General features: G+C 41.4%; 19 protein-coding genes and 1 pseudogene. 7 read left to right on the top strand and 13 right to left on the bottom strand.

Going from position 1 to position 22525, the window contains the following annotated elements; all coding sequences use genetic code 11:
* Positions 1-79 precede the first annotated feature (79 nt).
* Entirely contained in the window at positions 80-1021 is a 942-nt protein-coding gene (locus tag HMPREF2697_RS04310) for an AraC family transcriptional regulator (RefSeq protein WP_079119912.1), read from the top strand.
* 35 nt (positions 1022-1056) lie between these two features.
* On the opposite strand, the gene nt5e is transcribed toward HMPREF2697_RS04310, so the two are convergent.
* From nt5e to HMPREF2697_RS04270, 8 genes are all read right to left on the bottom strand, one after another.
* Positions 1057-3303 (bottom strand): cell surface ecto-5'-nucleotidase Nt5e, encoded by a 2247-nt coding sequence (gene nt5e, locus HMPREF2697_RS04305; protein WP_070849765.1) that lies wholly within the window; start codon positions 3301-3303, stop codon positions 1057-1059.
* A 110-nt stretch (positions 3304-3413) separates the two neighbouring features.
* Positions 3414-4067 (bottom strand): amino acid ABC transporter permease, encoded by a 654-nt coding sequence (locus tag HMPREF2697_RS04300; protein ID WP_049553697.1) that lies wholly within the window; start codon positions 4065-4067, stop codon positions 3414-3416.
* Positions 4068-4125: 58 nt separating this feature from the next.
* Entirely contained in the window at positions 4126-4974 is an 849-nt protein-coding gene (locus HMPREF2697_RS04295; RefSeq protein WP_049553698.1) for a transporter substrate-binding domain-containing protein, read from the bottom strand.
* A 104-nt stretch (positions 4975-5078) separates the two neighbouring features.
* A complete protein-coding gene (locus HMPREF2697_RS04290) occupies positions 5079-6530 on the bottom strand; it encodes an amidase (protein WP_070849763.1) in 1452 nt (483 codons plus the stop codon).
* An 83-nt stretch (positions 6531-6613) separates the two neighbouring features.
* Positions 6614-7243, bottom strand: a complete 630-nt coding sequence (gene pyrE / locus HMPREF2697_RS04285; protein WP_004182503.1) for an orotate phosphoribosyltransferase — start codon at positions 7241-7243, stop codon at positions 6614-6616.
* An 87-nt stretch (positions 7244-7330) separates the two neighbouring features.
* Complete coding sequence (pyrF, locus tag HMPREF2697_RS04280) at positions 7331-8026, bottom strand: orotidine-5'-phosphate decarboxylase (RefSeq protein ID WP_045772141.1); 696 nt, start codon at positions 8024-8026, stop codon at positions 7331-7333.
* A 235-nt stretch (positions 8027-8261) separates the two neighbouring features.
* A complete protein-coding gene (locus HMPREF2697_RS04275) occupies positions 8262-9218 on the bottom strand; it encodes a dihydroorotate dehydrogenase (protein ID WP_070849761.1) in 957 nt (318 codons plus the stop codon).
* 9 nt (positions 9219-9227) lie between these two features.
* Complete coding sequence (locus tag HMPREF2697_RS04270) at positions 9228-10001, bottom strand: dihydroorotate dehydrogenase electron transfer subunit (RefSeq protein ID WP_014633110.1); 774 nt, start codon at positions 9999-10001, stop codon at positions 9228-9230.
* On the opposite strand from HMPREF2697_RS04270, the gene HMPREF2697_RS10625 reads away from it, so the two are divergent.
* A complete protein-coding gene (locus HMPREF2697_RS10625; RefSeq protein ID WP_038676059.1) occupies positions 10000-10215 on the top strand; it encodes a hypothetical protein in 216 nt (71 codons plus the stop codon). The genes HMPREF2697_RS04270 and HMPREF2697_RS10625 overlap by 2 nt on opposite strands.
* A gap of 126 nt (positions 10216-10341) precedes the next feature.
* Here HMPREF2697_RS10625 and HMPREF2697_RS04260 read toward each other — a convergent pair whose 3' ends face one another.
* Both HMPREF2697_RS04260 and HMPREF2697_RS04255 read right to left on the bottom strand, forming a co-directional pair.
* Entirely contained in the window at positions 10342-10890 is a 549-nt protein-coding gene (locus HMPREF2697_RS04260; protein WP_014633108.1) for a DJ-1 family glyoxalase III, read from the bottom strand.
* Positions 10891-11023: 133 nt separating this feature from the next.
* Positions 11024-11824: a TraX family protein gene (locus HMPREF2697_RS04255; protein ID WP_045001719.1), complete on the bottom strand. Its 801-nt coding sequence runs from the start codon at positions 11822-11824 to the stop codon at positions 11024-11026.
* Between the two features lie 676 nt (positions 11825-12500).
* Here HMPREF2697_RS04255 and HMPREF2697_RS04250 point away from each other — a divergent pair.
* The 3 genes from HMPREF2697_RS04250 to HMPREF2697_RS04240 all read left to right on the top strand — a co-directional run bounded on the left by HMPREF2697_RS04250 (position 12501) and on the right by HMPREF2697_RS04240 (position 17269).
* Positions 12501-14159: an Rqc2 family fibronectin-binding protein gene (locus tag HMPREF2697_RS04250; RefSeq protein ID WP_070849759.1), complete on the top strand. Its 1659-nt coding sequence runs from the start codon at positions 12501-12503 to the stop codon at positions 14157-14159.
* 174 nt (positions 14160-14333) lie between these two features.
* Positions 14334-15878 (top strand): hypothetical protein, encoded by a 1545-nt coding sequence (locus HMPREF2697_RS04245; RefSeq protein WP_070849757.1) that lies wholly within the window; start codon positions 14334-14336, stop codon positions 15876-15878.
* A 50-nt stretch (positions 15879-15928) separates the two neighbouring features.
* Positions 15929-17269 carry an MATE family efflux transporter gene (locus tag HMPREF2697_RS04240; RefSeq protein ID WP_070849755.1) on the top strand — a complete coding sequence of 447 codons (1341 nt, stop codon included), beginning with the start codon at positions 15929-15931 and terminating at the stop codon, positions 17267-17269.
* A gap of 72 nt (positions 17270-17341) precedes the next feature.
* Here the strand turns inward: HMPREF2697_RS04240 and HMPREF2697_RS04235 are convergent, their stop codons facing one another.
* A complete protein-coding gene (locus HMPREF2697_RS04235; protein ID WP_070849753.1) occupies positions 17342-18283 on the bottom strand; it encodes an ABC transporter substrate-binding protein in 942 nt (313 codons plus the stop codon).
* A 528-nt stretch (positions 18284-18811) separates the two neighbouring features.
* On the opposite strand from HMPREF2697_RS04235, the gene HMPREF2697_RS04230 reads away from it, so the two are divergent.
* Positions 18812-20203, top strand: a complete 1392-nt coding sequence (locus tag HMPREF2697_RS04230) for a VWA domain-containing protein (protein WP_045768688.1) — start codon at positions 18812-18814, stop codon at positions 20201-20203.
* A gap of 176 nt (positions 20204-20379) precedes the next feature.
* On the top strand, positions 20380-21015 hold the full coding sequence (locus HMPREF2697_RS04225; protein ID WP_045768687.1) for an HAD hydrolase-like protein: 636 nt from the start codon (positions 20380-20382) through the stop codon (positions 21013-21015).
* Positions 21016-21076: 61 nt separating this feature from the next.
* Here the strand turns inward: HMPREF2697_RS04225 and HMPREF2697_RS04220 are convergent.
* Positions 21077-21343: pseudogene (locus HMPREF2697_RS04220) on the bottom strand (phosphorylase); the annotation flags it as partial.
* A gap of 114 nt (positions 21344-21457) precedes the next feature.
* Positions 21458-22495 (bottom strand): zinc-binding dehydrogenase, encoded by a 1038-nt coding sequence (locus HMPREF2697_RS04215; RefSeq protein ID WP_045768685.1) that lies wholly within the window; start codon positions 22493-22495, stop codon positions 21458-21460.
* Between the last annotated feature and the right edge of the window lie 30 nt (positions 22496-22525).

The raw sequence follows: 22525 nt of genomic DNA, 5'->3' as shown, positions 1-22525 counted from the left end.
GAAATAAAATTATGTAAAATAAAACCTATCAATACCATCAGACGATTTACTCAAGCTTTTTAAGAAAGAAAATGCTATCATGGTACTATCCTATGATTTTGAAAGGTTTGCCATGAGTCAAGCAACTACTGATACTGATTTAAAACATTTGATAGACTTTGACGATAATCTGCTTCCATTTCGATTGACGGAAACCAAGGTTGAAAATGGGCGCCCTGATATTCTTTTTCATTGGCATCCTGAGCTTGAGATTCAATATGTTTATGAGGGGACTGCTCGTTATCATATTGATTATGACTATTTTGATAGTCAGGCTGGAGATATCTTTTTAATACGTCCGAATGGCCTTCATTCGATTCACCCCGTAGATAATCAGCCTCATCATACGGACACCCTACATTTTCATTTGGATATGTTGGGGCAGTCGCTGGTGGATCCGCTTAGTCTACGCTACCTACAGCCTTTACAGAATTCTAATTTCAAGTTTAAACAATGCCTGAGACCGTCAGACGAGGGGTATAGGGAAATCAAAGCTCTCCTCTTTGAGATTTTTAAGATGATTCGTCAGAAAGATCGTCACTATGAACTTCTTCTCAAGTCAAAACTTGAAGAATTAATCTACCTCCTCTACTTCTATCGTTTGGTAGAGCGAAAAACTTCTGATGATCATTATCGTAAGAATGAAAAGATTCGGGAAATCATTGATTACATTAACCAACATTATTCCGAAAATCTCACGATTGAAAAGTTATCAGAGCTTATGGGGTATAGTAAGACCCACTTTATGACGATTTTTAAGCAACATACAGGTACCTCTTGTACAGAATTTATCATTCAGGCAAGAGTCAATGCTGCCTGCGAGGAGCTTCGTAATAGCGTTAAACCAGTTTTGGAAATTGCTACTAATGTTGGTTTTAATAACCTATCCAATTTCAACAGCCAATTTAAACACTATTACGACCAAACACCAAGCCAGTATCGAAAAACACATAGCAACAAGAAGAAAACAAAAAAGAGTTAGCCAAATGGTTAACTCTTTTTTTATCTGCAAACTTCTTAGTTTTTCTCTTTGCCTTTGTGTTTACCACTAAGTCCAAAGAGAGTGAGCAACATACCAAGTCCGAGGAGACCTGCGTGTGAGCCCTTGTCACCTGTTGTAGGAAGGATTTCAGTTTGGGCAGAAGCTTCTGTCACTTTTTCAGTTTCTTTAAGTGCTTCGCTTCTTGTTGAAATGAAGAATACTTTTCCATTAGGCGTTGTCACTACTTTAGACACCACTGGTTTGCTAGTTTCTAAATCTTTAGTAATAGTTGATGGAGTGACTGGTTTCAATGGATTAAGTGTAGGGTCTGCTGCATTTTCTTTTTTGTTCAAGGCAGCAAAATCAGCACTTGAAATTGAAATGGTACGTGAGTTTGGATTGATAACGGCATACTTAGAAAGGTCTGCACGTGTCAAGTAATCAGCAAAGACTGTGTCCATTGAAGGACCTTCTTCACGAGGACCACCTAGCATAGTGAAGCCATCACCACCAGCAGCCAAGAAGTCGTTGGTTACAAGATAGTAAGTTTCGTTAGTGTTAAGTGGTTTATAGACACCAGTTTCTGGGTCCAAAATGTCAATTGACAAGATACGTTTTTCAGCTGGAAGAGTTGTGTCATAGTAAACACGAGCTCCTGAGACTTGAAGGAAACCACCAGATGGTTCAAGAAGAGGTTGGCCATTTTCGTCCAGAACAGTTTTACCACTTTCGTCAACTTGGAGAATAGAACCAAGAGATTTGACAAACATATCATGGATATTTTGACCTGTTACTTGAATTTGAGCAACTGAGTTACCAAATGGAAGAACGGCAATGATATCACCTTTAGTGATTGGTTTGTCTTTGGCGATTGTTTCACGAAGACCACCACCATTTGTCACGGCAAGGTTAGACTTGTGTGTGAAGGCTGATTGTCCGTAATCTAAGAGAGCATCGGCGACCACATTACCAAGGTTAGTTTCGCGAACACGAACGTCCATACGGTCACCGCTAAGTTTAACTGGGCTATTTTCAATAACGACTTTTGAGGAACCCGCCTTGTACTTAGTTTGGATATCATCAATCATAGCTTTAACTGTTGGGTTAACTTGATAATTTTTCTTAGCTTCGTCGTGTGAGATCACACCATGTGACAAGACACGGTCAGAATTATAAACGACGCGGCCAACATTGTTAAGGTAGCTACCAGTTTGGTTGTAAGTAACGTTATCGCCGTATGTCGCTGTGTGAAGAGTGTGTGAGTGACCATCAAGGACAAGAACACGTTTTCCTTTCAAAGGTGCATAATTTGAAAGAGCTTCTGCCAAAGTTGATCCACGCCATTCAACTGGAGTTGTTGTATCAATCCCCAAGTGACTAAGGACAACATAAGTCTTGTATTCCTTACCTTCGGCACGGGCATTTGATTCCACTTGGTCAACAACAGCCTTAACTTCAGTAATAGGATCAGTGAAAGAGACACCAGGGATATTACGTGGGTGTGTCTTAGTAGCTGTCTCAGGTGTAGTGACACCAATAACGACTACTTCATCTCCATCAACACCAGGTGTTTTGTCAACGATTGTAGATGGTTGGAAAAGACGGACGCCATCTACATATACGTTAGATGTGATGATTGGGAAATTGATTTGTTTGCTCAAACGACGCAATTGGTCGAGACCAAAGTCAAATTCATGGTTACCCACTGTCATGGCATCAAAACCAACAGCATTCATGACGCTTGCCATGTCTTCACCCTTAGAACTGTTTGAAATCGGAAGACCTTGGAATGAGTCCCCAGAGTCAAAGACAAGAGTTGTTCCTTTTGAACGAGAATCATTTACGATACCAGACAAAAGAGCATCACCAATAACCCCGTTACGATCATCTTCAACCATACGACCATGAACATCGTTGGTGTGAAGGACAGTTACAGTGTCGTTGCTGGCACTTGTGCTAGCATTTGTCACGACTTCTGTTGTAGGAGTTGCTGCTACAGTTGCAGTTTCACTTGCTGTAGCAGCGGGTGTTTCGCTTGTTTCAGCTGTTGAAGCAGTAACAACTGATGTTGAACTAGCTACTGGTGCTGCAGACTCGCTAGATGCAGTTGTTGCTACAGTAGATGTCGCATTGGTAGTTGCCTCTGTAGCTACTACTTCAGTGCTTGGTGCTGTTATAGTTGCATGAGTTTCTACCTCGTCAGCATGGACAGCATTGGCCAAGATGGCAGTTGAGACAAGTAGGGTTGATACGGTCGTTGCAACGACTGTTTTCTTCTTCATTCCAAAATACCTTTCTGATTTTTAAATCGTTTTTATTATACCACATTTATAAGATTAGAATTAAATAAATTTCAACATTTTATTAGATATTCAAACAATTTTTTCAAAAATCAATAGGTAGCTAAACGTTTTTCAAGATAACCTTGAAGCAGTTCAAGAGTAAAGCTCAAAGTCCAGTAAATAAGGGCGATTAGGATATACATGGACATGTAGTCATACTCACGCCCACCGATAATCTTAGCGTTTTGGAAAATGTCAGGCACTGTAATCATAGCCGCCAACGAGGAACTCTTTACCATGTCGATAATGACATTACCAAGTGGTGCTACTGCTATACGCATGGCCTGAGGTAAGATAATCCGACGGATAATAGACTTCTGCGGAAGACCAAGAGAGCGAGCGGCTTCCCACTGCCCCTTATCTACGGCAGCTATGGATGAACGAAAAATCTCTGCCATATAAGCAGCACTAACACATAAGAAACCAATAAAGGCACAAAGAAGGGCGGGCAGCTGAACACCAACGTAAGGCAGACCAAAGTAAAGAATGAAGAGCACGACCAACATAGGGACGCCACGCATGATGGAAATATAAACACGGGCAGGATACTTCAACCAAGGTTTTTGCGACATCCGCATAAAGGCAAGGATGATGGCAAATACATTCCCCACCATAAAGCTTAAAAGGGAGATCCCCAATGTATAGGGCAAACCTGATAGAACATAGGGAATGCTTTTTAGAATCAGTGAAAAATCAATAATCATAAGTCTATCTTTCTAAACATTTCTTTAGCAAATAAGCGATCCAATTGGATCGCTCATATTATTCAACATCAGAGATATCAATCTCAGTGTAGTCAACTTTGGTTTTCTTTGTAACGTCTTGACCAGCAAAGAACTTCTCTGAAATCTTGGTAAGGGTACCATCTTTCTTCATGTCTTTGATAGCTTTATTAACTTTTTCTTGAAGGGTTTTATTCTTCAATGAGAAAGTAAAGCTTGTTGAGTAAGGGTTACTGTAGATGCCGTCGTTGATCTTAACAGGGTACTTATCTTTGATAGCAGCTACTGCCATCTTTTGCAAGTAGTAATCGTTGACGATAACGTCTGTACGACCATTTACCAAGTCTTGCATATAAACGTCATTGGTAACATTGTCATATACGACGAGTTCAGCACCCATTTTTTTGGCAATCTTCATGTACTTGGTACTTGCAGCACCGGCTGCTTTCTTGCCTTTGAGGTCCTTCCATGAAGAAATTCCTGAATTATCTGATTCACGAACTACCATAGAAGTGAATGAATACTTGTATGGTTCAGAGCGCAAGAATTTTTTAACGTTCTTGTTGTCATCTTCGAGTGAGTAGTTAGCGATATCTACTTGACCACTATTTACAGCGGTAAGCATGCCATCCACGCCCATCTCCGTGAAGTCAATTTTCAACTTAAGGCGTTTTCCAACTTCTTTGAGAATCTCAACGTCATAACCAGTCAGATTATTCTTATCATCGTGGTAGGTTTGTGGGTAAAGTGTTCCAGCAGTCGCAACCTTGATGCTCCCACGTTTCTCAATCTTTTCCCAGTTCTTCTCACCTGTACTCTGTGACGAGCAGGCAACCAAAAAGACCGCAGCCAAAATTAGGCTAAATACGGCGAAAAATCTCTTTTTCATCTATGTGTGTCTCCTTAAAAAATGAAGTTAAGTTAAAAACTTATAATCTTAGCCTACACTATTTGAAAGGGTTTCACAAAATATTGAACCGGAAATGAGAATGTCTAGCTAAAAAACGAACGTTCTTCCATTTGTTGGGCCAAGTGTAACAAGAGGTCCTCCCTTCCCTTGGCAGCTGTCAGTTGAACACCGAGTGAGAGCCCCTGCTCATCACGATAGACAGGTAAAGAAATCGATGGTTGTCCCGTCAGGTTAGCTTGTTGAGTAAAAGGTGTCCAGTCTAAGCTGTCCGCAAACATTTCCCAAATAAGTTCCTGTTGCTTTGGCCAGTCAAAATCAGCCATATGTTTGAGTTGATTTTGTAAGTTTTCAGAGAGGGCAAACTGTCCATGCTTAGGCGCCACATCCGCAACTGTTGGTGTCAGAAGAATATCGTAAGACTCATGAAAATTCGCCATCTGATGGCTATACTGATCCCACTGGGCTAGAATTTTAGAGTAAATTTTTGCAGGAATCTTTTGCCCAGATTGGAAAATAGCCCAAGTCATCAACTCCATATCTTCAAGCGTCATCTGACGTCCCAAACCAGCCTCTATACCATCAAACATGGCAGCCGTCTCGACACTATTCATAATGTAGTAAGACTGCATGGCTTCAATCCCATTTAAGGGCTGGTCGCTCATTTCATGCACATGATGTCCGAGACTCTCTAATGCTCTAGCAGCCTTTTTTGTCGCTGCAATAGCAGATTTTGACACCTTACCACCAATAGGAGAAACAGTCGAAAAAGCAATCTTCAAAGGTCTAACTGCTTCTTCTAAAGACACTTTGCTAAGCTTCGGTAAGATAAAAGGACTTTCCATCTGACACGTCTGCATGTGATAGAGCAAGCGTTTTGTATCGCGCACAGTCTTAGTCAAAGCAAACTGAACAGAGGCTCCCTGCCAGCCACGGAAAGAACTAGGACCAACAGGAATCCGTCCTCTTGTAGGCTTAAGCCCGATAAGTCCGTTAAAGGAGGCTGGAATACGGATAGAGCCTCCACCGTCACTAGCTGGGGCCAAGGGAGAAATGCCAGAACTCACAAGAGCTGCCGCACCACCACTTGAGCCACCAGCATTACGCGTGACATCATCAGGCAGGTTAACAGGACCATGAATCTGAGCATCACTGATATTTTTGAAGCCAAACTCAGGAGTGCTAGAACGCCCTAAAATAATAAAGCCCAGTTCCTCAAGTTTCTTTACATAATTATCCGTTTCCGTTGCACGATAACTTGTAAATAGGCGAGAACCCGCGGTTGACGGCTCACCAGCTTGCTCTTGACCCAAATCCTTTAGGAAAATCGGGATTCCAGCAAAAGGTTTCTCTGAAAAGTCTCTAGTTTCTGCTTCTTCTATAGCTTTCTCGTAGCGTTGACTAACGATAGCATTTATCTTAGGATTCGTTCTCTCCGCTTCACGAATGGTAGCCTCCACTAGTTCTCGGGGACTGACCGTCTTATTTTGCACGGCTTCTGTCATTGCCGTTGCATCTGACCACTCATTAATTGACATCTTATACTCTCCCTGCTTATCTTTTCCTAAATTATACTAAAAAAAGCGAAACGCCTAAAACGTTCCGCCTTAAATCTTGATAATTAGTCTTGCCAAGTCTCTTGATTTTCTTTGAATTTCTTCAAAAGTTGAAGTCCATCTGCTGTGATGTAGCCTTGTACTTTAGCGACTTTAATCAACTCAGTGTAGTTTGAAAGAGTAACCAATTTCACACCAGCATCCGCAAAGTTTTTCTCAGCTTTTGGCAATTCGTAAGTGAAGATAGCCACAACACCGATAACATCAGCCCCTTCACGCTCTGCAGCTGCTACAGCATCAAGTACTGAACCACCAGTTGAAATCAAGTCTTCAACAACAACCATTTTTTCGCCTTTAACCACACGACCTTCGATTTGGTTACCAGCACCGTGATCTTTTGGTTTGCTACGGATGTAGGCAAATGGAAGGTTCATCTTGTCAGCGATAATCGCACCGTGAGGAATACCCGCAGTTGCAGTACCTGCAATCACTTCTACTTCGGGGAATTCTTCCTTAATCTTTTCCACAAAACCATTTTCAATAAGGGTACGAGTTTCTGGATAAGACAAAGTAATACGGTTGTCTGTGTAGATTGGTGATTTGATTCCTGATGCCCATGTAAATGGTTCTTCAGGTTTAAGGTAAACAGCCTTGATATCGAGCAAGTCAGATGCGATTTGTGATGCTAATGTCATAATTATTATCCTCCGTAAAGCGTTTTCTACTCTTTATTATAACCTAATTCAATCTATTTTCCTATGAAATAAGGTCTTTTTGAAAATTTATTGACCGTTCCATTGGGCCTTGATGTCGTGATAAGCAGCTACTGGATCGTCAGCTTGTGTAATTGGACGACCTACAACAATGTAATCTGAACCAATTTGACGGGCATCGGCAGGTGTCATGACACGTTTTTGGTCACCAACTGCTGCTCCTGCTGGACGGATACCAGGTGTCAAACAAACGAAATCTTTATTTGTTGCTTCTTTGATTTTCGCTACTTCGTGTGCTGAGCAGACAACACCATCAAGACCTGCTTCAGCAGTCTTCTTTGCATAATGAACCACTGATTCTTGAAGTGTGGTTTGGATATTTTGAAAATCACGCATCTGCTCTTCAGAGGTAGAGGTCAACTGTGTTACAGCAATCAAGATTGGACCATCTCCCAAGCCTTCACGCGCAGCCTTCATCATTTCCACACCACCAGCCGCATGCACATTAGTCATATCAACGCCAAGGTTAGACAAGACACGCATAGCTGATTTCACAGTATTTGGAATATCGTGGAGCTTAAGGTCAAGGAAAACACTATGGCCAAGCTCTTTAACGTAGCGCACAATCTCAGGCCCAGCTGCATAGTAAAGTTCCATACCAATCTTCACATAGAGCTTTTCACCAGCGGGAAACTTAGCAAGGAAAGCCTTCACATCCTCAAAAGTAGGGAAATCAAGGGCAATAACAGGACGATTTTCTCTCATTTCTTATATCCTTTCACACAAAAAACCTCCGCCAGTCAGCGAAGGTTGCACGAAAATAGGGCAGTCCCTACCCTTTAGTGATGCCGTAGCATCTCAGTACACCTTTCTCGCCTCTCTGGACTCGATTAAAGGTTCAGTTCAATTTGTTCTATTATAGCGCTTTTATAAGGGAATGTCAAAGGGAGATGAAAGTAATTATTCCTTTGTTGAACTCCTTAACAATGCTATTTTTATTCTATTTCCCCAACAAGTCTGTTCGAACTTCCTCACGTAAGTCTTCAAGTGTTGTGATGCCGTACTTGTCCATGACTTCAGGGAGTCGGTCGATGATTTTAGGGCAGGCATATGGATCTGCGAAGTTGGCTGTTCCGACACCGATGGCTGAGGCACCAGCGATGAACATTTCGATAGCCGCTTCGGCACTGTCAACGCCACCCATACCGATGATTGGAAGGTCTGAAGCTAGAGCAACTTGGCGGATAAGTTTAAGGGCTACTGGAAATACGGCTGGCCCCGACATGCCACCTTGACCGTTGGCAATGATAGGTTTGCGAGTAGCCAAGTCATAGCGTGTTCCGACCAAGGTGTTAATCATGGTGAAACCAGTCGCACCGGCATCTTCGACTGCCTTGGCGACACTTGTGATATCAGCCACGCTCGGTGTCAGTTTGACATAGACGGGCACATCAGAGTGAGAGACGCTGGCTTTTACTGCCGCATAGGCAAGCTCTGGAACTTGTCCAATGAGAAGGCCGTTATTACCATGGTCTACGTTTGGACAGGAAATATTGAGCTCGATAGCCTTGACGTTGCTAGCTTTGGAAATCTTGTGAGAAACTTCCGCATATTCTTCGTTTGAAAATCCAGCCACATTGGCAATGATTGGAAGCTCTGGATAATGCTCTTGCAACCAAGGGAGTTTTTCAGACAAGACAGCATCAACACCTGGATTTTGCAAGCCAATGGCATTAAGCATGCCTGATGGTGTCTCAGCCACACGGGGTGTTGGATTCCCAAAACGAGGGTTGGCGGTCGTAGCCTTAATCATGATAGAACCTAGTTTGTCCAAATTATAATACTTGGCATACTCTTGACCAAAACCAAAGCAACCTGAGGCGGGGATAATAGGATTTTTCAAGTCGAGCCCTGGAAGGCTAATAGCTAAACGATTTTCTGATTTAATCTCTGACATGGTAACCTCCTAGACGATGACTTTTCCAGTAGGGAAGACTGGCCCTTCTTTGCAAACACGAAGATTTTTGGCGTCCGACTCTCCTTTAACGTGAACCACACAGGCATAGCAAGCTCCCATACCACAAGCCATACGAGCTTCCATAGAAACATAGGCATGAGGATGATTTTCAAACTTGCTATCGACATATTTAAGCATGCCCGGAGCTCCGCAACTGTATACGGCATCTGGTGTCCAGTCGAAACCATCAATAACTGTTGAAACGTAACCCTTGATACCATATGAACCGTCATCGGTCGTCACATAGACATCTCCACAAGCTCTGAGCTTGTCCTCCAAGATGACGGCATCCTTATTGGCAAAACCAATCACCGATACAACTTCCACACCTTTAGCCTTCAACTGCTTAGCTGTCTCAACCAAAGGCGGCACACCGATACCACCACCAACTAGGAGGGCTTTCTGCCCAGCCTCAATGACGGAAATATCAAAACCATTTCCCTGAGGGCCCATGGTATCGATGGCTTGCCCAGCTACCATCTTAGACAGAATAGCTGTTCCCTCGCGTTCCACTCGATAGACAATGGTTGCCTCTTTCTTGTCGTAGTCAATCTCTGAAATGGAAATCGGACGACGAAGGAGCTTACTTGGGTCTGGTACCTTGAGATGAACGAACTGTCCAACCTGCATATCCGCAACCATCTCTCCCTTAAGCACCATCTCGAAAATACGAGGTGCAATCTCACGCTGACTCACAATGGTTAAATCTTCAACTAATATCATGACAACCCTTTCTAAACTGCAAAATGTCATCAAAAAAACCTCGCCACATGGCAAGGTCGCACAAAAAATCACAGGAGAACCCTGTTTTTTCACCTGTCCGACCTTTCAAGCCTCTCTGGACTCATTTAAAGGTTATTTTGTGATTATTATAACCGTTTTCAAGACGGATGTCAAAGGAGAAAAGAAAAAACCAAAGCTTAAAAAACTAAGCTAAGGTCTCTCCAGCCTATAACTAGGCCCTCTGTTTGATACGTTCTCAATCATCTCATAGAGTAACATAAATTGTCAATATTCCTAACAATAGGTGTTAAGAATATTGGATAACAGTCTTAAAATAAGATTATTGGAACAATCTGTCGTAAACCATAGTATGAGCCAACTGTTGACCATCGCCACCCAACAAATCAACCAAGGCGTAGGCAAAGGCTAGGGCTGTTCCGGCACCACGGCTAGTGACAATATTGCCATCAACAACCACCAAGTCAGTTTGATGCTCGCCAGATGCAATTTGGTCCTCAACACCTGGGAAACATGTGAATTTACGCCCTTCGAGCAAGCCAGCACGTTCGAGAACAATTGGTGCTGCACAAATGGCAACAACATATTTTCCAGCTTTTGCAGCCTCTTGAAGAGAGGCAATCAAGTCCTGATTGTCGCGTAGATTAGTTGAGCCAGGCATACCTCCAGGAAGAACCACCAAGTCGTAATCCGCAAAATTACCATCAAATACACCATCCATAGCGACTTGAATCCCATGTGAGCCAGTTACTGACGCACTTTCAAGTCCTAGCATGTTACAGTCAAATCCTGCTCGGCGGAAGACATCCACTGGGCTCAAGGCCTCGATTTCTTCAAAACCTTCCGCAAATACTACTGCTACTTTTGTCATGATATACCTCCAATTGACTTATCACAAGATTCTATTACGCCTTAAATTATAGCAGTTTTAGAAGCAGGAAACAAACCATAAAAATGGCTCTTGAGCATGAAAAAAAGACAGCACAAGGACTGTCTTTGTCATCTTATCTAAACAAACTTGCTAGGATCCACAAGAGATAAATATGAGCTGGGTAGAAAATATAGAAGAAATTCTTGTTACCACTACCACGCTTACCATTATAAAAATACATAGGAATCGCAGCAAAAATCATCATCCATTGCACACCCGTCGGATCAAAGAGATGGGCAATCACTGAAATAACAGCTAAGACAATGATTTGAGCCATGCGATTGGTACGGAAAATATAGAATAGTAAACCAAGAATAACCATCACAAAGCCACCCTCAACCATGATAACACTTGGTACCAGAGACAAGAGAAAAGCCACACTATGAGCCACAAATGGATTTCCGTTAGGCGTTTCAAAAATCCCCCCTAGTACAGCAACTGGAATTGCTGAAAGGATTGGCAAGAGAAAGACACCCATCCCCTGAATCAATTCCCTATAAGACTTGTCACGAAGTCCCTTAAACAACAAATCCCAAGAGTAAATAAAAATCCCGGTGATAAAGAAGGTTGAAAAGGCATTGTTGGTTAAACCGATACTACCATTATGAAAAATACTACCAATGATGGCGTTGCCAATGATCATAAACCAACTCATGTAAAGCAGACGCCTGAGAAAAGCCATACGATCGTGTGTGTAGTGAAAACTATCAGCAGCAAGAAAGAGGAAAATTGGGAAAGACAGACGTCCCAACATCGTCAACCATATAGGTGCCCCCATACTCCCGAACATCTGATAGATTTGGTCCAAAAACATAAGTGCAACAGCCAGGTATTTCAAATTAGTCGCATTGCATATCTTTTTAATATCGTTCATTTAATGCTCCTTTAATTTTCAGCATATTAAATGATACCACAAGTCAGATATAAATTCAAAGGTATTCATGATAATCTAAGACATAACTTTTAACTGTTTTAGCGTAACAATTTTTGTAATAAAGAATGGTCCATAATAATAACAAACTCAATTCCGACTACCCATCCAAAGCATTTTTACTCTCTTTGTGCTATAATAGTTAGGCAATATTTACGTTCATAACGTATGCAAATTATTTAAAAATAACTAACAAAGTTCATAAACTCTTCAAGTTTTTGAAATAACTTTTTTGCGAGCAGAGCGAGCAATTAACCGAGACTTTCCGCCGTGTTAAAAGCGCCTGAAACTAAAAGGTTTCAGGCGCTCGGAATTTTTGAGAGTAAAACAGTTCGGGGAACTGTTTTAGCCTGAGCCTAAAAATGAAAAAGCGAAGGGGCTCAAAAACAATTGAACACGGGCTGCGGATTGTGTCAAAAAGACAAGTTCTCCTAGAATCTAAAGATTCTGCGTCAAACTTTCTTTTTTGACTATATCCGCAGACGCCCTTTGTATCTTTATTAGTCATGGAACTTTGTAAAAGTTCGCTGACGTCCGCCAACACCTAAGGAAAGTTTCACAGAAAATTTTATTTTTTAAATAAAACAATTATTATCACTAACAAGAAAGGAAGTACATCATGTCTTTTGACGGCTTTTTTCTTCATCATATGACGGCTGAGTTGCGTGAGCAGGTTCTCTACGGACGTATTCAGAAGGTTAATCAGCCTTTTGAGCGTGAGTTGGTCTTGACCATTCGTAACAATCGTCAGAATTACAAGCTTCTGCTTTCAGCTCACCCTGTTTTTGGACGTATTCAAACGACCAAGGCTGACTTGCCAAATCCACAGAATCCAAACACCTATACCATGATTATGCGGAAATACCTTCAGGGAGCGGTTATCGAGGATATCCAGCAACTGGAAAATGACCGTGTCCTTGTGATTTCCGTCTCTAATAAAAATGAAATCGGTGATAGCGTTAAGGTTACTCTTGTTATGGAAATCATGGGGAAACACTCCAACATTATCCTGATTGACAAGAACGAGAGCAAAATCATTGAGTCTATCAAGCATGTTGGTTTCTCACAAAATAGTTACCGTACTATTCTGCCTGGGTCTACCTATATTGCTCCTCCTAAGACGGACGCCAAGAATCCTTTCGACATTCCAGACGAAAAACTCTTTGAGATCCTACAGACTGAGGATTTGTCAGCTAGAAACCTTCAAAAACTTTTCCAAGGTTTGGGGCGTGACACGGCCAATGAATTATCAGCCTTACTTGAGACTGATAAGCTCAAGAATTTCCGTGCCTTCTTCAATCGTGAAGTAGAGCCAAACTTAACGGCTAAGGCATTTTCAGCTGTAAGATTCTCTGATAGTCAGGACCAACCTGAGTTTGAAACCTTGTCAGCCCTTTTAGACTACTACTACTTGGACAAGGCGGCGCGTGACCGTGTGGCTCAACAGGCTAGTGATTTGATTCACCGCGTGCAAAATGAACTGGAAAAAAACAAGAAAAAGCTTGTTAAACAGGAAAAAGAGCTTGCGGCGACCGAAAATGCTGAGGAGTTCCGTCAAAAAGGGGAACTTTTGACCACCTATCTTAGCATGGTACCAAATGACAAGGATAGTGTCGAGCTAGACAACTACTACACTGGTGAAAAGATTACGATTCCTCTAAATGTGGCTCTAACGCCTAACCAAAATGCTCAGCGTTACTTCAAGAAATACCAGAAACTCAAGGAAGCTGTTAAGCACTTAACTGGTTTGATTGAGGAAACCAAGCAAACCATTGACTATTTGGAGAGTGTCGAGTTCAGTCTTTCTCAAGCCAACATGGATGAAATCGAGGATATTCGTGAGGAGCTTGTTCAGGCTGGCTTTATGAAGCGTCGTTCAACTGACAAGCGCCACAAACGTAAGAAACCTGAACAGTATCTAGCTTCTGATGGTAAGACCATTATCATGGTTGGTCGTAACAACCTGCAAAATGAGGAGTTGACCTTCAAGATGGCTAAAAAGGGTGAGCTATGGTTCCACGCCAAGGATATTCCAGGGAGTCACGTGGTTATCAAGGACAATCTTAACCCTACTGATGAGGTCAAAACAGATGCAGCTGAATTGGCAGCCTACTACTCTAAGGCACGTCTGTCAAACTTGGTTCAAGTCGATATGATTGATGTTAAGAAACTCAACAAACCAACAGCCGGTAAGCCTGGATTTGTAACTTATACGGGACAAAAGACCTTACGTGTCACACCGACTGAAGAAAAAATTGATAGTATGCGGATGAAGTAATCTACTTTATAAAATCAAACTCTCTTGTTTAAAAAACGAGAGAGTTTTTCTATGTCTTCATTAGAGCAATTTCTTTCGTTGATGAATGAGATTTTCTTCTGATTTTCATTACATTTTTCCGACGACTGTGCTAAACTATAAGGGTAATTACCTATATTAAAGGAGACTTTCAGCATGAAGGCTCTTATGTCATATACGAGTTCTGTTTTAGAATGGTTAGGGCGCTATGTGGGGCTCTTAGTCTTTGGACTATTATTTGTGACTGCTTTGTTCATTCGCACGACCATGATGACGGGGTACTTTGAGTGGGCAGAGATTAGTAGCGTTCCTTGGTACGTTTATGTTTCAGGTGGGGTCATCCTGCTTTTGACCCTTCTCTGGCCCAAGATTTTAAAGGAACTGACAACAAAGCAGATTTTCATCTTTTTTTCCATTTGTTTTGTGAGTTTTGGCCTACTGTTGATTTTTCTGACCAGTTTTGCTGGTCGAGACGATGCAGGTACTGTCTTTAAGGGGGCGGTTCAGTTCAATGCTGGCGACTTCTCCTTAATAAAACCAGGAGCCTACTTCTTCCGCTATCCTCATCAGTTGGGATTGCTTAGTTTTGAACGCTTGGTTCTCTATCTGATTCCTTTACCAGTCATCTCAGTTTTCTATGTATTGAATCTTGGCATGGTCATTGGTATGAACTATGCTACTTGGAAAATCACAGATGAACTGTTTACTAGGCCTTTAGTTAGTCGTTTGGCTGTCATCATGAGTTTCGGTTTCTTACCTCTAGTCTTTAACATTATGTTTGCCTATGGGCTTATGTATGGCTTGTTCTTTTCTAGTTTTGCTATTCTCTTCTTTCTACGTTACTTAAGACGTGGTAAGGCTAGGAATGCGATTCTTTCTGTGGTCATACTATCTTTGGCCTACTGGGTAAGGAGCAATAATATCATTCTCATTATTGCGCTATCTGGTATTCTAATACTCATGGCTCTGAGAGAAAAACGTTACCTCTATTTGCTTTTAGTTTTGGCTTTCTTTGCCTTTCCTATGAGTTTGCATAAGGCGACGACCAGTTACTACGAGATTACCACCCATCAAAAAATTCCTGGAACGCCACAGATTGCTTGGCTGGCCATGGGCTTACAGGACAAACCCGATTCTAAACGCATGCCAGGATGGTATACCGGCTATGTCCGTGACATTTACGCCAAGAAAAAGGGCAATATCGAAAAGATTGAAAAAAGTGCCAATCACCTTTTTGATAAGCGTGTTCAATATCTCCTAGCACATCCCGATGAAGCCAGTTGGTTTTTCAGCACCAAGTTTATCAGTTCTTGGACAGAGGGAAGCTTCCAGTCCATATGGAATGGCCCAAGTAAAGACAAGTTTCAGCCTTTGTGGAATAGGTTTGCGACTTCCATCTATCACGACGGGACCTTGCATCTCTTTTTCGTAACCTATATGCAAGGCTATCTCCTAGTCCTATATCTTGGTGGTGTGTTCTACTACGCTTTCACTTATAAACGAATGGGAAACGGGGCAACGTTGGGACTTTATGCCTTTCTCTATCTCTTTGGGGGTATCCTCTTCCACCTCATATCTGAGACTAAAAGTCAGTACACTTTACCTTATATTTACTTACAAATTCCAATGATTGCGGCGGGCTACAACCATATGACACAAATACTTAGCCGCTATCTTAAAAATAGGCGAAAGTCATCTTAGGATGGCTTTTTGTCATTGTTTCACAATTACAATCTTGCTATAATAAGTCTATGAAAAATTCGTCAGTTGATCTTTTACGAGGCCCCATTTTGCGGTCTCTTTTAATCTTTGCTCTACCAATTCTGATATCCAATATTTTCCAGCAACTCTATAATACTGCGGATGTCATGATTGTGGGACGCTTTTTAGGTCCAGATGCCTTGGCTGCTGTAGGGGCTTCTTCTGCTATTTTTGACTTGGTTATCGGCTTTGCCTTAGGTGTTGGAAATGGTATGGGAGTTGTTATCGCACGTTATTATGGTGCCCAAGACTTTAGGAAACTTCGTCAGTCCGTTGCGGCCACAGTTGTCATCGGTCTGGTCTTAAGTGCCTTGGTTATGATTCTAGGACATTTTGGGCTTTATCCTTTGCTAAAATTTTTAGGAACACCTGCTTCTATCATCGGGCAGTCCTACCAGTATATTTCTATGATTGTCTCCTGTGTTGGGGTTACTTTGGGTTATAATCTTTGTGCAGGTCTCCTCAGAGCGGTTGGTGATAGTCTGACAGCCCTCTATTTTCTGATTTTTTCAGCTATAGTCAATATCGTTTTAGACCTTTTCTTTATTACCCAACTCCATCTTGGTGTTCAATCAGCAGGCTTAGCAACTATTATTTCTCAAGGACTTTCGGCAATTCTCTGTCTTTACTATATTAAGAAAAAAGTGACCTTCCTTCTACCAAGTAAGTCAGACTTTGTCCTTGATTCAAGTCTTTATTTGGATCTTTTTGGACAAGGCATGGCCATGGGACTCATGAATTCCATTGTTTCTATTGGGACTGTAACCTTACAGTATGCCATTAACGGCTTTGGCCCTCTCATCATTAGCGCTCAAGTGGCGGCAAGACGGATTATGTCCTTCGCCGTTCTCCCTTTGACTTCACTTGCTGCTGGGGTGACGACCTTCACCTCTCAGAACTTCGGGGCCAAACAGTTTAAACGCATAGTAGCTGGGTTAAAGCAATCTTGTCTCGTTTCTATAACTTGGTCTGTCATTGCTTGTGTCCTCCTCTATGTAGCTAGCGCCTTCTTAGCTGGTTTTATCTCTGGTTCAAATAATGCTGTGATTATTGATAATGCTAGTCGCTACCTCCGTATCAGTTCTCTCTTTTATCCTATTTTAGGAATGCTCTTCATCTTTAGAAATAGCCTGCAAGGTCTTGGTAAGAAACTGACACCTTTAACCTCAAGTTTTATTGAGCTTTTTGGAAAAATTCTCTTTGTTCTTTTGGTTATTCCTTCTATGCGCTACCTTGGCGTTATCCTATGCGAGCCCTTGATTTGGATTCCCATGACCATTCAGCTCTATTTTGCCTTGAGAAAACATATTAAACGTTTGTTTGTCACTTAAACTTACTTTGAACATAGAAAAACGACCCTACCGGTCGTTTTTAGTTTAATTTAATCCCCATTCATCAGAAATCTATTTCATAATAGCTTCTTGGGAGACAATCCCAAAGCCCAGCATGTAGGTTGAGTAGTCAGCATAGATGACCTTGTTATTTTGAACAGCCTTTAAGCTAGTCCAGACAGGGGTATTCTTAAGTTTATTATCTAGGAGTTCTTGAGAATCTGCTTGAACAATCAGGAGATCCGGATTAATGTCTTTTAGTTTATCTGGATCGATAACTTGTAACATATCATCTGGATTGAAGGTTTCCGCTCGATTGAAATGATAAGTATCATAGAGATAACCAAAATGCCCGTAAGCATAATAACGGATGTCATTGTCAGTCACGCGCAGATACATCAGTTTCTGGTTGCCAAACTTGGCTTTGACATTCTCCGCGAAAACGGCCTCCCTAGCATCCAATCTATCGAGATCCTTCTTCATCTCATCACGTTTATCAAAGATTTCTGCCACCTTAAGAGAGGTTTCATGATAGTCCCAATTTTCATCGGTGTTGATTTGGTAGCCAACAGTCGGTGCAATTTCAGACAGCTCATCATAGAGGTCTTCCTGCTCGCCTGTCATAAGGATTAAATCAGGTTTTAACTCAGCAATCTTATCCAAATCTGGATTACCCTGCCAACCAACTGAAACCACTTTGGCATCCTTGTATTGTTTCTTAAAGAGGGTTGAAAATTCTTGACTATCAGCTTGACCAGTTGTCGCCCCTACTGGAGTGATATCTAGAGGATCCAAGATTTCACCATAGAGGTTGTCGAGGATAACGATACGTTTTGGAGCTTTTTTCAACTCTGTCGTACCAAAATCATGGACAATTGTCTTCTCCTTAAAAGTCTGACTTGTTTTATTTGACTCTGCATTATGTCCAGACGTCATGTCTGGCAAGTAATACAGTAAAAGACCAGAAATGATGGCCAGAATAGCTAATAAATAAAGAAGATTTATTTTTTTCATGGCAACTCCTCGATAAGATCGGATTAAATCGTTACTTTAAAGTTATCTTAAAACTTCTTTAATGTCAATCTATGACTAAGATTTTTTGGAAGGAATTGAGTGTTTTTGATTCCTAAAATGTATTAACGGAAAATAACTATAACCTTTGAGCAAAAAAACATCTATTATTTTTTAAGAAGGCATCATGTAAACCCTCAAAAAAGTCAGATTATATCATCATCTTTGAATGTTTAAAATCTAAGTAGAAAGTCTCTTTTTGAAGTCTTACTTTTTGTAAGTTACAACATATTTTATCGGGTATTTCAAGGGTTAGTGACTGACAAATGATTTTCTCTCGTCTGAAATGGTATTTACTAGATAAACGATACGAATCTAAACCTCCCTAATTAGTACTTTTTCGGTGAGATATGTGTTAAAATACACTGAAAACTCATTTAAAAATAACTTAAAAAAGCCTTAAATAAGATTGACAACCTTTTCAAAAGAAGCTAGTATATCATTTTTATATTCATAAAAAGGGGAATTATTATGGAAAAACAGATTCGTTTTCGTAAGCAATCGCTTATCTTGTCTTCTGTAGCTCTAGCTACTATCTTTGCAGGGACTGCTGTATCAGCCGATGAAACAGCAACAACAACGCCAGCAACTCCTGCCACGACGACTGAGGCAGCACCTCAATCAACAACAGCTCAAACACCTATTGCCAAAGCAACTGAAGAGATTAAAGCTAAGGCCAATACGCCGGTAATCCCAGTAGAAAATGCAAAAGTGGGAGATGTTGTAGGCATCGATGTTAATGCTACAGAGCCAACGGTAACAGCAAAAGAAAGCACTGATGGATCTGAGGCTATCGCAACAGCATCTGCGACAGCAACCGTTAAAACAACAACGCTTGCTGACAAGAACACACCTGTTGGTAAGTCAGAGCCTGTCAAATCAAGTGAGACAGCAACATCAACTGAAGAAACAAATGAATATGTCGCAACAACGACTGAAACGGTCAATAAAACGACTGTTGTTGAGGTTGTTAAAGAGGCTGATGTGGTGAATCGCCAAGAAGTCAAGGGAACTACTGACATCGTCTTTATTGTCGATAAATCTGGTTCAATGGATAGCCATATCACTGACGTAGCTAATAACATTGAAAAATTTGTGCGTGATTTGGAATCTAAAAATGTGCAAGCACGTCTTGGTTTGGTTGACTATGAATCAAGTAAAAATACAACTTATCATGATTTCGGAGGTTCTAAATTCACCACGGATACGAACGCTTTTATTGGTAAATTAAAAGCAATCCGTACTACTGGTTCAGACGAGGAAGCAACAACAGCATTATCACATATTGCAACTTCACCTGATTATACTTGGGGAACTGGTAAGAACAATCGTCGCTTCGCCTTCTTGGTCACTGACGAAGATATCGACCTTACTCCAAAAACGCCAACTAAAGATGCTACACTAAAAGCCCTCCAAGATGCTGGGATTTCTTTGACCGTAGTTGGTAAGAAATATGATGAAAAAGACTTTGACCCATTGGTAAAAGGTACGAATGGTCTCTACCTCGATATCGATAAAGATTTCGCCGATCTTTTGAACAAACAATTCTCAAACTACGTTATTGAAACTGTTCAAGAAGGACGTGTTTATCGTATTCAAACAGATACTTACGAAGTGATTGCTACGACTCACTTGGTTACTAAAGCAACTAGCCAGCCTAAAACTGCGCAACCAGCAACTCCAACTGTACCAGGAAATGTATACTACTTTGAGGGTACGGTCTACGAGGCACCAACACCATTGCAACCAACACATAAAGAACTTCCAGAAACAGGTTCTAGCCAATCTGCTGCTCTAGTTTCACTTGGTCTTATCAGTGCGGCACTTGGCCTAGGCATGGCAGTCAAACCAAAACGTAACTAACTCCTCGTTTGAGTTAAACACTTAATTATTGTACCCCGTGATTTGCACCCCAAAAGCTTAATTTTGGGGTGTTTTTGGAATGGTAGGATGATATTTTATACGCCTAGCTATTTTAATCTGATTATTTCCCACCTATCATGATATAATAAACCAACGACACTATATTGGAGAACTCTATGACACTCACATACATTTTTTTCGACCTTGATGGTACTCTCGTTGATAGTTCTGAGGGGATCCACAATGGTTTTGTTCAAACCTTTGAAAGACTAGGCCTTCCTGTTCCTAGTGATCAGAAAATTCGCACCTTTATGGGACCACCTCTCGAGGTAACCTTTAAAGAAGAGATTAGTGAAGAAGGTGCTGCCCAAGCCGTAAAAATTTATCGTGACTATTATGAGACTAAAGGACAATTGGAGGCTCACCTCTATGATGGCATAAAAGAAATCCTTCAACAACTTAGTCAAGATCCTAGCAAGAAAATCTTTATCACAACTTCAAAAAATGAGCCTATAGCCCTAGAAATGTGCAAACACCTTGGAATTACTGAATATTTTGATGGCATTTATGGATCTACTCCTACTGCCTTTCATAAGGCTGATGTCTTGCAGCGTGCCATTACTGAAAATCAGGCACCTAAAGACCAGTCTGTCATTGTTGGTGATACCAAGTTTGACTTGATCGGTGGAAAAACGGTTGGCATCAAAACAATAGCAGTGACCTGGGGATTTGGGAAAAACGAAACTCTTTTGGCAGAAAATCCTGATTTTATAGCTGATACCACCCAAGAACTTCGTGATATATTGAAATAAAGCTTATAAAACGAATAGAGCAAGATTCTTTAATCATGCTCTTTTTTCTATTGAATTAGGATTACATCTGGACAATGATATCCAGACAAAGCTCCAAAGCCTTATCAAAAGCCTCTGAGCCCCAATCTCGTTGATCGTAATTGTCAATATCCGCAAGGGAATCTGCCGTAAAGAGAAGTAAGCCCCAAATAGCTCCACGAAATTGAGCAACTGATGCAAGTGCAGAACATTCCATCTCTACAACGCTACAGCCCTCTTCAATACGATAGGAAATCTTGTCTGGTGTCTCCCTATAAAAGCCATCTGTCGACCAGGTCATGAGTTCTTTAATGGAAGTTCTATTTACGCATTCTTATCTGACCCGAACCAAGAAATTTTCAACTCCGAATTGGGATTTATATTAAAAAAATTCTAGTAGAAATCATCTACTAGAATTTTGTCGTTAGTCAAACACAATAATAGACTTAATAGACTTACGTTCATCCATATCTTTATAAGCTTGATTAATATCTTCCAAGCTGTAGCTATTAGTAAATACACGACCCGGATTGATATCACCGTCAAGAACTGCTTTTAACAAAACTTGTTTATCATAAGTAGTAACTGAGGCTGCTCCACCTGCCACTGAGATATTTTGGGCAAAGGTTGAACCAAGAGCACGGTTATTGTAATGAGGAACGCCGACAAAACCTAAACGCCCGCCATTATGGAGAACACCGAGAGCTTGGTCGACGGCTGCTTCAGTCCCCACACATTCAAGAGCAGCATCTGCTCCACCACCGAGAATTTCTCGCACCTTGACAATTCCTTCTTCACCACGTTCAGCTACGACTGCTGTCGCGCCTGACTCTAAGGCCATTTGTTGACGGTCTTCGTGACGGCTCATAAGGACAATTTGTGAGGCACCACGCATTTTGGCTGCGATAACCGCACATTGACCTACAGCACCGTCACCAATAACGACTACCTTGTCACCCTTTTGCACATTAGCTACACGCGCTGCATGGTAACCGGTCGGCATAACATCAGCAAGAGTCAAAAGTGACTTAAGCATGCCTTCGCTGTAATCTGAAGGTTGACCTGGAATTTTCACAAGTGCCCAATTGGCAAAATGGAAACGGATATACTCAGCCTGTACGCCACCAGACCAATTGTTGCCGATATGGCGGTCACAAGTCCCATCATAACCGGCACGACAGGCATCACACTCTCCACAACCATGAGTGAAAGGCGCGATGACAAAGTCACATGGTTTTACAGTAGTGACAGCCTCACCAACTTCTTCGACGATTCCGATAGCCTCATGACCACTATTACTATGCCCTTCTTCGATTTCGGGATTACGGTAACTCCAAAGGTCGGAACCACAAACGCAGGTACGGACAATGCGGATAATAGCATCATCTTGAGCCTCAATTTGTGGACGGTCAATTTCTGCCAGACCAACCTGACCAGCTTTTGTATAAATTGCTGATTTCATATATCTACCTCTATTTCTTTAGTTACTGTT

Source organism: Streptococcus sp. HMSC064D12 (genome assembly GCF_001837205.1).
GTDB classification, from domain to species: Bacteria; Bacillota; Bacilli; order Lactobacillales; family Streptococcaceae; genus Streptococcus; species Streptococcus salivarius_D.
Note: the sequence above shows the minus strand (reverse complement) of the source record. Positions and strands in the feature narration are given on the sequence as shown.

What these genes read in the sequence shown, in the direction of transcription:
- HMPREF2697_RS04260 (WP_014633108.1), bottom strand. Translation starts at nt 10,890, where the DNA reads ATGACAAAAGTAGCAGTAGTATTTGCGGAAGGTTTTGAAGAAATCGAG.
- HMPREF2697_RS04295 (WP_049553698.1), bottom strand. Translation starts at nt 4,974, where the DNA reads ATGAAAAAGAGATTTTTCGCCGTATTTAGCCTAATTTTGGCTGCGGTC.
- HMPREF2697_RS04250 (WP_070849759.1), top strand. Translation starts at nt 12,501, where the DNA reads ATGTCTTTTGACGGCTTTTTTCTTCATCATATGACGGCTGAGTTGCGT.
- HMPREF2697_RS04255 (WP_045001719.1), bottom strand. Translation starts at nt 11,824, where the DNA reads ATGAACGATATTAAAAAGATATGCAATGCGACTAATTTGAAATACCTG.
- HMPREF2697_RS04235 (WP_070849753.1), bottom strand. Translation starts at nt 18,283, where the DNA reads ATGAAAAAAATAAATCTTCTTTATTTATTAGCTATTCTGGCCATCATT.
- pyrF (WP_045772141.1), bottom strand. Translation starts at nt 8,026, where the DNA reads ATGAGAGAAAATCGTCCTGTTATTGCCCTTGATTTCCCTACTTTTGAG.
- HMPREF2697_RS04290 (WP_070849763.1), bottom strand. Translation starts at nt 6,530, where the DNA reads ATGTCAATTAATGAGTGGTCAGATGCAACGGCAATGACAGAAGCCGTG.
- HMPREF2697_RS04215 (WP_045768685.1), bottom strand. Translation starts at nt 22,495, where the DNA reads ATGAAATCAGCAATTTATACAAAAGCTGGTCAGGTTGGTCTGGCAGAA.
- HMPREF2697_RS04310 (WP_079119912.1), top strand. Translation starts at nt 80, where the DNA reads ATGGTACTATCCTATGATTTTGAAAGGTTTGCCATGAGTCAAGCAACT.
- HMPREF2697_RS04240 (WP_070849755.1), top strand. Translation starts at nt 15,929, where the DNA reads ATGAAAAATTCGTCAGTTGATCTTTTACGAGGCCCCATTTTGCGGTCT.
- HMPREF2697_RS10625 (WP_038676059.1), top strand. Translation starts at nt 10,000, where the DNA reads ATGACAACCCTTTCTAAACTGCAAAATGTCATCAAAAAAACCTCGCCA.
- nt5e (WP_070849765.1), bottom strand. Translation starts at nt 3,303, where the DNA reads ATGAAGAAGAAAACAGTCGTTGCAACGACCGTATCAACCCTACTTGTC.
- HMPREF2697_RS04230 (WP_045768688.1), top strand. Translation starts at nt 18,812, where the DNA reads ATGGAAAAACAGATTCGTTTTCGTAAGCAATCGCTTATCTTGTCTTCT.
- HMPREF2697_RS04300 (WP_049553697.1), bottom strand. Translation starts at nt 4,067, where the DNA reads ATGATTATTGATTTTTCACTGATTCTAAAAAGCATTCCCTATGTTCTA.
- HMPREF2697_RS04275 (WP_070849761.1), bottom strand. Translation starts at nt 9,218, where the DNA reads ATGTCAGAGATTAAATCAGAAAATCGTTTAGCTATTAGCCTTCCAGGG.
- HMPREF2697_RS04270 (WP_014633110.1), bottom strand. Translation starts at nt 10,001, where the DNA reads ATGATATTAGTTGAAGATTTAACCATTGTGAGTCAGCGTGAGATTGCA.
- pyrE (WP_004182503.1), bottom strand. Translation starts at nt 7,243, where the DNA reads ATGACATTAGCATCACAAATCGCATCTGACTTGCTCGATATCAAGGCT.
- HMPREF2697_RS04245 (WP_070849757.1), top strand. Translation starts at nt 14,334, where the DNA reads ATGAAGGCTCTTATGTCATATACGAGTTCTGTTTTAGAATGGTTAGGG.
- HMPREF2697_RS04225 (WP_045768687.1), top strand. Translation starts at nt 20,380, where the DNA reads ATGACACTCACATACATTTTTTTCGACCTTGATGGTACTCTCGTTGAT.